We start from the raw sequence: 13,028 nt of genomic DNA on the forward strand, positions 1-13,028 counted from the left end.
CCAGTGACCCTCGCCTTGTAAGGGCGATGCTCTCCCAACTGAGCTAATCGCCCATATTACTAACAAGTTAGAAGTTGAACTCCGTCGTTGTTTGTGGGGCGTATTATAGGGATCGACTTTTTTCAGTCAAGATCTTTTTGAATAAAAATGCAGTTTTTTGTTTAACTGCTCAAAGGGTAGACAAAAAACGCTTAATAATTAAGATTTATAGCCAATTTCATTACTAATTCGCGTTGAAGATAAATAGTTAATGTAATTAAACAGCTTTTCGTTAAAATATAGTTCTTATTTTATTCTTCAAGCTGTATTTAATTAAGGAAGCTTTTAATGACTGTTAAAACTCGTTTTGCCCCTAGCCCTACTGGCTATTTACACGTTGGTGGTGCGCGTACTGCATTATATTCATGGTTACACGCTAAAAGTAAAGGTGGCCAATTCGTTTTGCGTATTGAAGATACCGATATCGAGCGCTCTACACAAGAAGCTGTGGACGCTATCTTAGAAGGTATGAAATGGTTAGGATTAGATTGGGATGAAGGCCCTTACTACCAAACTAAACGTTTTGACCGTTACAATGAAATGGTTGATAAACTATTAGCAGAAGATAAAGCATATAAATGTTACGCATCAAAAGAGTTACTTGATGAAATTCGAGCAGAGCAAGAAGCTAATAAAGAAATGGCTCGTTATGATGCTAATCATCCAAAAATTGTCGCGGTAAATGAAGCGGCAACAGAAGATCAACCTTGTGTTATTCGTTTTCGTAACCCTAAACAAGGCTCTGTTGTTTTTGAAGATGAAATACGTGGAAAAATCGAAATTGGTAATGACCAACTTGATGATTTAATTATTCGTCGTAGTGACGGTTCACCAACCTATAACTTCTGTGTAGTAATTGATGACTGGGATATGGGCATCACTAATGTTGTACGTGGTGAAGACCATATTAATAATACCCCTCGTCAAATCAATATTTATAAAGCACTAGGTGCACCTGTACCCTCTTTTGCACATTGTTCAATGATTTTAGGTGATGATGGTGCGAAATTATCAAAACGTCACGGTGCTGTATCTGTAATGCAATACCGCGATGAAGGTTTCTTGCCTAACGCACTGAATAACTACCTTGTTCGTCTTGGTTGGTCACATGGTGATCAAGAAGTATTCTCTGAGCAAGAAATGATCGAACTATTTAGTTTAGACAACGTGAGTAAATCAGCTTCAGCTTTTAATACTGATAAATTATTATGGCTGAATAATCACTATATCAAGACATCAGATCCAGCTTATGTTGCAGAACATTTACAATGGCACATGCAGCAACAAAATATTGATACAAGTAATGGCCCTGCATTAACAGAAGTCGTTACTGCATTAGCTGAGCGAGCAAAAACATTAGTAGAATTAGCAAGCTCTAGCCGTTACTTTTATGAAGACTACGAAGATTTTGATGCGACTGCAGCTAAAAAGCACCTTCGTCCAGTCGCTAAAGAAGCACTGGTATTAGTACAAAGCAAGCTACAAGCAAGCGATGACTGGTCGACCGAAAACTTACATAAGATCATCGAAGACACTGCAACAGAATTAGAAGTTGGTATGGGTAAAGTCGGTATGCCTTTACGTGTTGCGATCACTGGAGCGGGTCAATCACCTTCTCTTGACGTGACCTTGGCTTTAATCGGAAAAGAGCGTAGTGTCGAGCGTATTTCTCGTGCAATTGCCTTTATTGAAGCGCGTGAAAATGCTTCATAAAACCTTATAAATAGGTAACTTCAATAGCAAAAGCCATTAAGTATTATACTTAATGGCTTTTTTATTATATTTGCTCGATTACTTTGGTTATTTGCGTATAAGTATTTTGCCAGTTTTTATAATCCAGCCCTATCGGAACCAATTGATTATCGATTGATAACACTAATGATGGAAAACCCTGAATAGGTAATTGACGACTTTGTGTGATCTCTTCCATCAATTGTTTATTTAACTCACTATCTATCAATTGAGCAGCAAAAGTATCACGCTCAAATCCTATTGTTTCAGCAAGCTCAGCTAACACTTCAATTAAAGAAGGATTTTTCGCGCCTAAATAATAAGCCTGTTGTATTGCAAACAGCATCTCTTTCTCTTTGCCCTCTTTTCTAGCAATTAAACAAGCGCGACATGCGGGATAAGTAGAACGCTGTGGTTGACATTCAGTCCAGAAATCAAAATTAAACTGAGTACCCAATTGATCCTGAATTTTACGCCATATGCCTTGTAATGTTTGTTGTAATGCTAACGGCATAACCTGGTCTGAGTCAGGTGCTAACCCTCCTAACTGATAACGCACTTCTATTCCTTGTGCTGTTAAGGCGTCAGATAATTTCAACCACGTATCTCTATAGCCCCAACACCAACTGCACATTGGATCATACACATAATATAAAATAGTTTTTTGCATGCTAAATTCCTTGTTAGTATTTAAGCTTTAAATAGATTAATAAAAATCAGGTTATTTTCCTTCAATTAACCTAAAAGTAATTGCTAATGTTATCATGTATAAACGGACAAAAACCTAACCTTATTTGCTTAGGTTTATGAAGAAATTCTTATATTAGGACCACATTTTGGCACAACTATACTTTTATTACTCAGCAATGAATGCAGGTAAGTCAACATCCCTCTTACAATCATCTTATAATTATCGAGAAAGAGGCATGAATACATTTGTATTAACCGCTGCCATCGATAACCGTTCTGGAGTAGGTAAAATAGCATCGCGTATTGGTATTGAAAGTGATGCACATATCTTTACTGAAGACGATGATCTCGCCGCAATGATTGAAAAGGTCCAGCAACAACAACAGCAACATTGCGTCTTAATTGATGAATCACAATTCTTAAGTAAAGAACAAGTTAAACAACTCACTTACGTTGTCGATATTTTAGATATTCCTGTTTTATGCTATGGCATTAAAACCGACTTCCAAGGAGAGCTTTTTCCAGGAAGCCAATACTTATTAGCTTGGGCGGATAAGTTAGTCGAATTAAAAACAATTTGTCACTGTGGCAGAAAAGCAAATATGATTTTACGTTTAGATGAAAATGGCAATGCGATTCAAGAAGGTGATCAAGTCGCAATAGGCGGGAATGAGCGTTACGTTTCAGTATGTCGCAAGCATTTTAGAAAAGTGCTTTGGGATAAGTAGATTAACTAAGTAGTAGTTTTTGACAGAATAAAAAAAGCGACTCAATGGAGTCTTTTTTATAAGGAATATACTTTAAGACTTATTGTCCTGCATATTCCACATCAGCATTCTCTAGTAATAAAGCAGCTAATGATTGATAAGTCGTCTCAGAAACACTTCTTTCCATAAAGCTTGTAATTTGCTCTACAGCAGCTGGCTCTGCACCTTCATTTTCAGCAACCACATCAAACAGTTCAATCAAAGAAACATTACCCTGCCCTGTTACCACATAATCACGTACAACTTGATCTTGTGCTGGTTTAGACAGTGTAAATAAACGTTGAACTACTGCTGAATCAGCTTCTTGGCTATAACGAGCTAATGTTTGCTTATCTGTAAAGCTAATATCTTTAGCTTCAAGCTCAGCATCAATTGATTCACCGTTATTCAATTTAACTATCAGAGATTGAGCAAATGCTTGCGCTGCATCTGCTGCTTTTTGCTCTTTTAATTGTAGAGCAATAATATCAGACACCTCTTTCAACGGCTGTGTCGCAGCTTCTTTGTACTCTTTAATACGTACCACGATAGATTGAGTCGCATTCAGTTCAATCACTTCAGAGTTTAAACCTTCAATACGGAAGTCTTGATCAAATATTTGACTACGAATTGCAGGTACATCTAATTGTTCTGGGATATCTTCAGCAGTAAATAAACCAGTAGAAACGATATCAACACCAACCTCTTTTGACGCTTCATCTAAACTGTCCGGAGACTCAAAGGCAACATCACTTAAGTTTTGATATAAAGTATCGTAAACAGATTTTTGCTTCTCATTATTTAAAGCGACTTCAATTTTTGACTTCACTTCACTTAATGGAACCACATCACCATTTTCAGCATCAATTAATTTAATAATATGAAAACCAAAATCAGATTGAACAACATCAGAGATAGGTGCATCAGTATTTAATGCAAAAGCTGCTTGATCAAATGCAGGATCCATTACTCCGCGCTCAAACCAATCTAGCTCACCATCATTTTGTGCTGAAAACGTGTCTTCAGATTCTGTACGAGCTAACTCTTCAAAGTTTGCACCTGCTTTAATTTCAGCAGCTATCGCTTCAGCTTTTTGTTTTGATTCATCACTTACACCTTCAATAAAGATATGAGCCACCTTACGACGCTCAGTACTTGTGTATTCATCTTTATGTTGGTCGTAGTAAGTTTCAATTTCTTCTTCTGTTAACGGTGCATTAGTTGCTAATTTTTCAGCATCTAATAAAACATATTCGACATCAAATTGCTCTGGACTTTCGAAAGAAGCAGTATTTTCATTATAAAAATCTTCAACTTCTTGGTCAGTCACCGTTTGCTCACCGAAATCAGCCGTTTGAATATTTAAGAAACGCGCAACACGTTCTTGGCTTTGTAATTTAGCAACTTGTTCAACTTCAGATGGTAAAACAAATTCACTACCAACCAACGTTTCTAAAAGCTGTAATCGCACTAAACTTGCTTTTAAGTTAGTACTGTATTGTTCAGGTGAAAGGTTGTTATTTCTTAAGATAGATAGGTATAGATTATTATTAAATTTGCCATCTGTTTGGAAATCAGTTGTGTTACGAATTGTATCTTTTACTTCTTCATCACTAACGCGTAATCCCATTTCTTCAACAGCTTGTGCAATTAATCGATCCGTTATTAAACCTTGCGTTGCTTGTGCACGGATTTGTTGCGCAAAGCCCGGTGTTGAAGCAAGTAACTCAAACTGTTGACCATACTGTTGTTGTAAACGAGCTCTTTCATTTTGATAAGCTTGTTCAATACGTTGAGATGAAATCCCTTCTCCATTAACGGTAACAGGCGTTACCTCTGATGTGCCACCTATATAGCTACTTACACCAGCTAAAGCAAAAGAAAGAATAATAACAACTAAAATACTTTTTGCTACGATCCCTTGAGAGCCCTCGCGCATTTTATCTAACATAATATTTACTCTATAAACTTAAAAAAAAAGCGCATCATAGGACGCGCTTAATGCATAACCGTGCAATCAAAACGCTATTAAACGTTGATAGCATCTTTTAATGATTTACCCGCTTTAAATGCAGGTACTTTCGCTGCAGCAATTTGGATTGGCTCATTTGTTTGTGGATTACGACCTGTACGAGCAGCACGTTCTTTAACTGAGAAAGCACCAAAACCGATTAGAGATACGCTATCGCCTTCAACTAAAGCTGTTGTAACACCTTCGATAAATGCGTCTAATGCACGACCAGCTGCCGCTTTAGAGATATCTGCGCTTTCAGCGATGTTATCGATTAATTGTCCTTTGTTCATGTATGGATCCCCTGTTTATAATGTTTGGTGCTATTTTCGATTGAATGGCACATAATAAATACTTAATAAAAAACTTTGGCTAGGCTACTGATGTATTCAATTTCAATCAAGCAAAAATTCGATAAATTTACGTAGCTAGCCTTATTCTAAGTGACTAATCACCTATTTGTCATCTTTTCCAATGGAAAAACCTTTAATACTGTCTTGTAAGGCTACTTCCAGTACTTCATCGATCCAACGAACTGGTTTAATTTCTAGTTGGTCCTTAATATTATCAGGGATTTCCTCTAAGTCACGTGTATTTTCAAATGGAATCAATACTGTTTTGATTCCTCCACGACGTGCAGCTAATAATTTTTCTTTTAAGCCGCCAATCGGGAGTACTTCGCCACGTAGGGTAATTTCACCCGTCATTGCTACATCTGCACGCACAGGAATCCCTGTTAAGCTTGATATAAGCACGGTACACATAGCGGCACCCGCACTTGGACCATCTTTTGGTGTTGCGCCCTCAGGAACATGCACATGGATGTCTCGCTTCTCATGGAAGTCAGCATTAATACGCCATTCTTCCGCTTTAGCACGAACGACTGTCATGGCAGCTTGAATTGACTCTTTCATGACATCACCTAAAGAACCAGTATAAGTTAACTTACCTTTACCTGGTACAGAGGTCGCTTCAATGGTTAATAGATCACCGCCTACAGATGTCCACGCCAGCCCTGTTACTTGCCCTACTTGGTTTTCAGAATCAGCTTTACCAAAGTCATAACGGCGAACACCTAAATAGTCTTTCAGGTTATCGATTGTCACGTTGATTTTTTTGAGTTTTTTATCTAGTAGAATATCTTTAACAACTTTACGACATACTTTCGATATTTCGCGCTCTAATGCACGTACACCAGCTTCACGCGTGTAGTAACGTACAATGCCAATAATTGCACTATCATCGATAGAGATTTCTGACTCTTTCAACCCATTGCGTTTAATTTGTTTGCTAATCAAATGCCCATTAGCGATATTAAGCTTTTCATCTTCTGTATAACCAGAAAGATTAATCACTTCCATACGGTCTAATAGTGGTCCTGGAATATTCATTGAGTTTGATGTAGCAACAAACATCACATCAGATAGATCATAATCCACTTCTAGGTAATGATCGTTAAAGCTATTATTTTGTTCAGGGTCTAACACTTCCAATAATGCAGAAGCAGGATCACCGCGCATATCAGATGCCATTTTGTCAATTTCATCTAATAAGAACAGCGGATTTTTAACCCCAACTTTTGTCATTTTTTGAATTAATTTACCCGGTAGTGAACCGATGTAAGTACGACGATGGCCACGAATTTCAGCTTCATCTCTAACACCACCTAATGCCATACGGACATACTTACGGCCCGTTGAACGTGCAATTGATTGCCCGAGAGATGTTTTACCAACACCTGGAGGACCGACAAGACATAAGATAGGGCCTTTAAGTTTATTAATACGTGTATGTACTGCTAGGTATTCTAAAATACGTTCTTTAACTTTTTCTAAACCGTAATGATCTTGGTCTAAAATCTCTTGTGCTTTCGCAAGATTTTTCTTAACTGGACTACGTTTTTTCCATGGTACATTAACTAAGCTTTCAATATAGGTACGAATCACACTCGCTTCTGAAGACATTGGTGACATCATTTTTAATTTTTTGAATTCAGATAATGCTTTTTCTTTCGCTTCCTCAGACATACCCGCTGATTCTATTTTCTCAGCAAGCTGGTCTAAGTCACTCTGTCCGTCGTCACTATCCCCTAACTCTTTTTGAATGGCTTTCATTTGTTCGTTAAGGTAATACTCACGCTGGCTGCGTTCCATTTGTTTTTTTACACGGGTACGGATACGCTTTTCAACTTTTAGAATGTCTTCTTCATTCTCCATCATGCCCATTAAATACTCAAAGCGCTCAGTGACATTAGTCAACTCTAATGCATTTTGCTTGTCTTCTAGGTTTAATGGCATATGTGCAGCAATGGTATCAGCAAGACGTTCAGGTTCATCGATGCCATTCACTGAAGCAAGTACTTCTGGTGGTATTTTTTTATTGAGTTTAATGTAAGACTCAAATTGTCCAAGCACACTGCGTACCAGTGCTTCTTCTTCTTTCTCGTCAACCTTTTCACTTTCTAAAAGCTCAACTTCCGAGAAGAAATACTCTTCATTTTCAACATTGCGCACTAAGCTTGCACGTTGTACACCTTCTACTAAGACTTTCACTGTCCCATCAGGTAGCTTTAATAATTGTAAAATATTTGCAACGGTACCAACGGTATAAAGATCTTCAATTTTAGGATCATCTAAAGACGCTTCAGTCTGTGCAATTAGAAATACTTTTTTCCCTTGTTCCATTGCAGCTTCTAAACAGCTAATCGATTTTTTTCTGCCCACAAATAAAGGGATAACCATATGAGGGTAAACGACAACATCTCGGAGTGGTAATACAGGTAAGGTTACTAACTGGTCTGTTTCTAATTTCATATTGTCCCCAGAGAAAGCATTGAAATGAATTCATGAAAAAACACTAAGTCAAAATTAATTTTATTGTGTCGCTTAGTGTAAATATATTTTATAACAAATTAATACTGGGGATTTTTTGATTTTTTTCAAGTATATAAATAAAAAAGAGGGCAATTTGCCCTCTTTTTGTTTGATTAATTGCTAGTTGCTTATTTATCAGACGATATTTTTTTATTATTTTCTTCAGAATAAACTAATAACGGCTCTGATTCGCCTAAAATAACACTCTCATCGATCACAACTTTGCTTACATTCTCTTCAGAAGGTAAATCATACATTGTCTCTAATAAGACTGATTCAACAATTGAACGTAAACCACGCGCACCTGTTTTACGGTCCATCGCTTTTTTAGCCATCGCAGTCAATGCTTCAGGACGGAACTCAAGCTCTACGTCTTCTAAACCAAATAAAGCAGCATATTGCTTAGTAATCGCATTTTTAGGCGCAGTTAAGATTTCAACTAATGCTTCTTCATCTAACTCAGTCAATGTCGCTACAACAGGTAAACGACCAATAAACTCAGGAATTAACCCATATTTAGTTAAATCTTGAGGCTCTACTTTCTTGAACGTATCGCTTAACGATTCTTTATTCTCTTTATCGCGTACGGTAGCACCAAAACCAATACCTGCATCAGTATTGATACGCTGATCAATAATGCCGTCAAGCCCTGAGAATGCACCGCCACAAATAAATAAGATCTTAGAAGTATCTACTTGTATAAACTCTTGATTTGGATGTTTACGTCCACCTTGAGGTGGAATCGAAGCAACAGTTCCTTCAATTAGTTTCAATAGCGCTTGCTGTACACCTTCACCAGACACATCACGTGTGATTGATGGGTTTTCAGATTTACGCGTAATTTTATCTATTTCATCGATATAAATAATGCCACGTTGTGCCTTTTCAGGATCGTAATCACATTTTTGTAATAGCTTTTGAATAATGTTTTCAACATCTTCACCAACATAACCCGCTTCAGTTAGCGTTGTTGCATCAGCCATTGTAAATGGTACATCTAATAGACGCGCCATTGTTTCAGCCAATAACGTTTTACCACTACCTGTTGGACCAATTAATAAGATATTTGATTTACTTAACTCTACACCATCAGCAACATCACCATGTTTTAAACGTTTGTAGTGATTATATACTGCAACAGACAGCACTTTCTTCGCTAAGTCTTGACCAATAACGTAGTCATCTAAAGACGCACGGATTTCATGAGGTGTTGGTAATTTTTTATCGCTATTGTCTGCATCAGATGACGCCATTGCCAATTCAGCAAACTCTTCTTTAATGATGTCGTCACAAAGATCCACACATTCATTACAGATGTAAACAGAAGGCCCTGCAATCAGCTTTTTAACTTCATGTTGGCTTTTACCACAGAAGGAGCAATACAATAGGTTGCTGTTATCAGCATCATTGTTATTTTTATCGGACATGGTTTTCTTTTATCCTTTCATTATTTTCTACGAGTTAAAATAGAGTCAACAAGACCGTAGTCAACTGCCTCTTGTGGTCGTAAAAAGTTATCACGATCAGTATCTTTCGCAATAACATCAATATCTTTACCCGTGTGGAATGCTAATAATTCATTCATACGTTGCTTAGTTGCAATGATCTCTTTGGCATGGATTTCAAAGTCAGATGCTTGCCCTTTAAAACCGCCTAATGGTTGGTGAATCATCACTTTAGCATTGGGTAATACATGACGTTTACCTTCTGCACCACTTGCTAATAAAAATGCGCCCATACTTGCAGCCATTCCCATACAAATAGTACTTACATCAGGTTTGATAAATTGCATCGTATCGTAAATTGCCATACCTGCACTAATTGAACCACCTGGAGAGTTAATGTAGATGTAGATATCTTTTTCTGTGCTTTCTGATTCTAAAAACAATAATTGTGCAGTGATCAGATTTGCCATGTGGTCTTCAACTTGACCTGTTAAAAAGATAACACGCTCTTTTAACAGTCGAGAGTAGATATCATATGAGCGTTCGCCCTTTGCTGTTTGTTCAACAACCATTGGGACAAGTGCGTTACTGATTTGTTCTGAATTTCCAGCAAATGGATTTATCATATTCTATCCTAATTAATTATTTTTATTGCATACATTAAAAATGAAAATGGCCCGAGTGAATTCACTCGAGCCATTAAAGCGTACAACCAGTTGAATTAATAATTTAAATTATTAAGCAGCAGGTTTATTCATCACTTCGTCGAACGATTTTTTCACTTCAGTTACTTTAGCTTTTTCAATTATAAAATCAACTGCTTGCTCTTCTAATGCAACATTTTCCATGTTTTGCATTAATTCTTTGTTGTTTTTATAGTATTCAACAACTTCTGCTGGGTTTTCATAAGCAGAAGCAGCTGTTTCAATTAGTGCTGTTACTTTCGCTTCATCAACTTTTAATTCGTTAACTTTAATTACTTCACCTAGTAACAGACCAACTTTTACGCGTTTTTCTGCTTGCTCAGTGAATAATTCAGCTGGTAGCTCAGGTAAGTTAGATTGGTCCATCTCTTTACCGTAACGCTCCATTGCTTGTTTACGTAGTACATTTACTTCGCCGTCAACAAGCGCTTTAGGTACTTCAACTTCATTACCTTCAACTAATGCAGTTAATACGTTGTCTTTAGCAGTATTTTTTAATACTTGCTCAAGTTCACGTTGCATGTTTTTCTTAACATCAGCTTTAAGTAATTCTAAATCACCGCTTTCAACGCCGAATTTCTTAACAAACTCTTCTGTTAGTTCAGGTAGGATTTGCTCTTCAACTTTTGTAAGGTTGATTTTGAACTGTGCAACTTTACCTTTTAACTGCTCTGCATGGTATTCTTCAGGGAAAGTAACATCAATAGTAAACTCAGAACCTGCTTTTTGTCCAACAATACCCGACTCAAAACCAGGAATCATTCGGTTGCTACCTAAAACGATTTGGAAACCTTCAGCTTTACCGCCTTCAAATAACTCACCGTCAATAGAACCTTCAAAATCAACAGTTACTTGGTCATCATTTTGAGATTCACGCTCAACTGCGTTCCACTCAGCGTGTTGCTTTTGTAATGTTACTAGCATTTTGTCTAGGTCAGCATCTTCAACTTCAGTCGCTACTGTTTCAACTTCTAAAGCATCTAGTTCGTTTAATGTTACTTCTGGGTAAACTTCAAATGTTGCAGTGAAAACAAAGTCTTCGCCTTTCTTACGCTCTTTTGGCGCAACAGCAGGAGAACCTGCAGGGTTTAGTTTTTCAGCTACGATTGCATCGTAAAAGTTGCGTTGCATTAATTCACCGCCAACTTCTTGCTCTACAGCTGCACCAAAACGTTTAGCGATAACTGATGCAGGTACTTTACCAGGGCGAAAGCCATCAACACGTTGTGTTTTAGAAAGGTGACGGATACGACCATCATACTCTTTATCAAATGCTGCAGCATCAACAGTAATTGTTAATACGCGCTCTAGACCTTGTGTAGACTCAACAGAAACTTGCATGTTATTTCCTTTATCTTTTACGTTAAAATTTGTTTTTACTGATAAAAGCATTGGTATTTATATTTGCTTTCATCACTAAGGTGTATTTGCTTAGACTATCGCATTATAAAAATGACACCTTAATTAAAAATTAGTTAGTAATTTATAGGGTGAAATTTAAGACGCGCCATTATAGACGCTGTTATTACGATAGTCGATAGGTAGCCCATAGTAAAAATGCAATGTGCAAGCTATTTTTAGTTGTTTTGTGCTTTTAGTGATTGTTTGCTTGTTTTTTAAACAACCACTTTCCTACTATCATTAATAAATCTATTTATTTTATGATGGGGACAACAATTGATAAAACAAGCCTATATCAGATATTTTCTCAATTATTTTCTTAATGTCATCAAAAGGTAATGAAACAACCCACAAAATAAACGCATATTAGTCATAAATAAATGAGCATCGCTAAGGCATATTTATGGCGAACTGCACTGCTGTAACGTCGATGCTCACCTAATTAAAGAGTGCTAGCAGATAAGCTCAACTATCTAGTTTCTAGTCCAGGTCTCAACCACCAGCATTGACAATTTATTTAATAAAATTAGTTGTTAATGTAATAATAACGATTCAACAAAAAAGCCTTTAATACCAGAAAATACAATTTGAGCACCGATAGCAGAGACAAATAAACCGGTTATTTTAGGTAATACCTCTAGACCCTGTGGCCCTAGCAAACGTTGTATTTTATTGGAAAATAAAAGCACCGCCGCCACAGAACCGACAGCAGCAATTAAAGAGGCTGTGACGCTCGCAATATCACCAAAGGTTTGTAACTCAGCGCCAATAACCATTAATATCCCTATCAAACCTGGGCCGACTGTTACAGGGATTGCCAATGGGACGATCGCAAAGTCCCCTCCACGCTTATTCGTCCCTTCTGGCATTTCTGCTTCGCCTTTAATCATTTCCAAAGCACTCAAAAACAATACAGAACCCGCTCCGATTTTAAATGCGTCCAAGGTAATACCGAATAAACTGAAAATGTATTGACCAAAAATTAAAAAGACTAAGCTAATAACCAACACAGTAATGCTCAGCTTTACAATCACCCTCTTTTTTTCACTTGCATTGAGGCTCTTACTTAAAATCAAAAAAACCGATAATACAAAGAAAGGCGTCATCATAAAAAATAGCTTTAAATAAAGGGTAATAAAGTGTTCCATTTCGACTCTCATTAGCAATAAAAAAATAGGTGAAGAATTTTCAGCGCGATGCTAACACAGAGTGATTTAGAAGATCCTTAACTATTTAAAAGAAACTGAATAGATAATGATTAAACGCAAATTGAAGGGACAATGCAGACTAAAACCAGTGCACCTTTGGAAGATGTATTGTCGTTTTAAATGGTATTATACCAATTATATTAAATAAGTGATCTAAATTTTACGCAGAAAAAATGACTT

Annotated in this window: 10 protein-coding genes; 2 read left to right on the top strand and 8 right to left on the bottom strand. The window is 37.0% G+C overall.

The window, feature by feature from the left end:
* The first annotated feature begins 327 nt into the window (after positions 1-327).
* Positions 328-1,752: a glutamate--tRNA ligase gene (gene gltX, locus V6256_RS13595; protein ID WP_341598770.1), complete on the top strand. Its 1,425-nt coding sequence runs from the start codon at positions 328-330 to the stop codon at positions 1,750-1,752.
* Positions 1,753-1,816: 64 nt separating this feature from the next.
* Here gltX and V6256_RS13600 read toward each other — a convergent pair whose 3' ends face one another.
* Positions 1,817-2,440, bottom strand: a complete 624-nt coding sequence (locus tag V6256_RS13600) for a DsbA family protein (protein WP_341598771.1) — start codon at positions 2,438-2,440, stop codon at positions 1,817-1,819.
* 166 nt (positions 2,441-2,606) lie between these two features.
* On the opposite strand from V6256_RS13600, the gene V6256_RS13605 reads away from it, so the two are divergent.
* Positions 2,607-3,188, top strand: a complete 582-nt coding sequence (locus V6256_RS13605; RefSeq protein WP_341598772.1) for a thymidine kinase — start codon at positions 2,607-2,609, stop codon at positions 3,186-3,188.
* 79 nt (positions 3,189-3,267) lie between these two features.
* On the opposite strand, the gene V6256_RS13610 is transcribed toward V6256_RS13605, so the two are convergent.
* The 7 genes from V6256_RS13610 to V6256_RS13640 form a co-directional block, all read right to left on the bottom strand.
* Complete coding sequence (locus V6256_RS13610) at positions 3,268-5,157, bottom strand: SurA N-terminal domain-containing protein (RefSeq protein WP_341598773.1); 1,890 nt, start codon at positions 5,155-5,157, stop codon at positions 3,268-3,270.
* A gap of 77 nt (positions 5,158-5,234) precedes the next feature.
* Positions 5,235-5,510: an HU family DNA-binding protein gene (locus V6256_RS13615; protein WP_341598774.1), complete on the bottom strand. Its 276-nt coding sequence runs from the start codon at positions 5,508-5,510 to the stop codon at positions 5,235-5,237.
* A gap of 162 nt (positions 5,511-5,672) precedes the next feature.
* Entirely contained in the window at positions 5,673-8,030 is a 2,358-nt protein-coding gene (gene lon, locus V6256_RS13620) for an endopeptidase La (protein ID WP_341598775.1), read from the bottom strand.
* Positions 8,031-8,218: 188 nt separating this feature from the next.
* Positions 8,219-9,517 (bottom strand): ATP-dependent protease ATP-binding subunit ClpX, encoded by a 1,299-nt coding sequence (clpX, locus tag V6256_RS13625; RefSeq protein WP_341598776.1) that lies wholly within the window; start codon positions 9,515-9,517, stop codon positions 8,219-8,221.
* A 20-nt stretch (positions 9,518-9,537) separates the two neighbouring features.
* Positions 9,538-10,161, bottom strand: a complete 624-nt coding sequence (gene clpP / locus V6256_RS13630) for an ATP-dependent Clp endopeptidase proteolytic subunit ClpP (RefSeq protein WP_341598777.1) — start codon at positions 10,159-10,161, stop codon at positions 9,538-9,540.
* 111 nt (positions 10,162-10,272) lie between these two features.
* Complete coding sequence (gene tig / locus V6256_RS13635) at positions 10,273-11,580, bottom strand: trigger factor (protein ID WP_341598778.1); 1,308 nt, start codon at positions 11,578-11,580, stop codon at positions 10,273-10,275.
* 593 nt (positions 11,581-12,173) lie between these two features.
* The gene (locus tag V6256_RS13640; RefSeq protein ID WP_341598779.1) at positions 12,174-12,788 is read right to left on the bottom strand and encodes a MarC family protein; all 615 of its coding nucleotides are present in this window, start codon (positions 12,786-12,788) and stop codon (positions 12,174-12,176) included.
* Between the last annotated feature and the right edge of the window lie 240 nt (positions 12,789-13,028).

The sequence above is a fragment of the Psychromonas aquatilis genome, assembly GCF_038155185.1.
Taxonomy (GTDB): Bacteria; Pseudomonadota; Gammaproteobacteria; order Enterobacterales; family Psychromonadaceae; genus Psychromonas; species Psychromonas aquatilis.

Coding starts and splice junctions, on each gene's coding strand:
- V6256_RS13610 (WP_341598773.1), bottom strand. CDS start 5,157: ATGTTAGATAAAATGCGCGAGGGCTCTCAAGGGATCGTAGCAAAAAGT.
- clpX (WP_341598776.1), bottom strand. CDS start 9,517: ATGTCCGATAAAAATAACAATGATGCTGATAACAGCAACCTATTGTAT.
- clpP (WP_341598777.1), bottom strand. CDS start 10,161: ATGATAAATCCATTTGCTGGAAATTCAGAACAAATCAGTAACGCACTT.
- lon (WP_341598775.1), bottom strand. CDS start 8,030: ATGAAATTAGAAACAGACCAGTTAGTAACCTTACCTGTATTACCACTC.
- V6256_RS13600 (WP_341598771.1), bottom strand. CDS start 2,440: ATGCAAAAAACTATTTTATATTATGTGTATGATCCAATGTGCAGTTGG.
- tig (WP_341598778.1), bottom strand. CDS start 11,580: ATGCAAGTTTCTGTTGAGTCTACACAAGGTCTAGAGCGCGTATTAACA.
- gltX (WP_341598770.1), top strand. CDS start 328: ATGACTGTTAAAACTCGTTTTGCCCCTAGCCCTACTGGCTATTTACAC.
- V6256_RS13640 (WP_341598779.1), bottom strand. CDS start 12,788: ATGGAACACTTTATTACCCTTTATTTAAAGCTATTTTTTATGATGACG.
- V6256_RS13615 (WP_341598774.1), bottom strand. CDS start 5,510: ATGAACAAAGGACAATTAATCGATAACATCGCTGAAAGCGCAGATATC.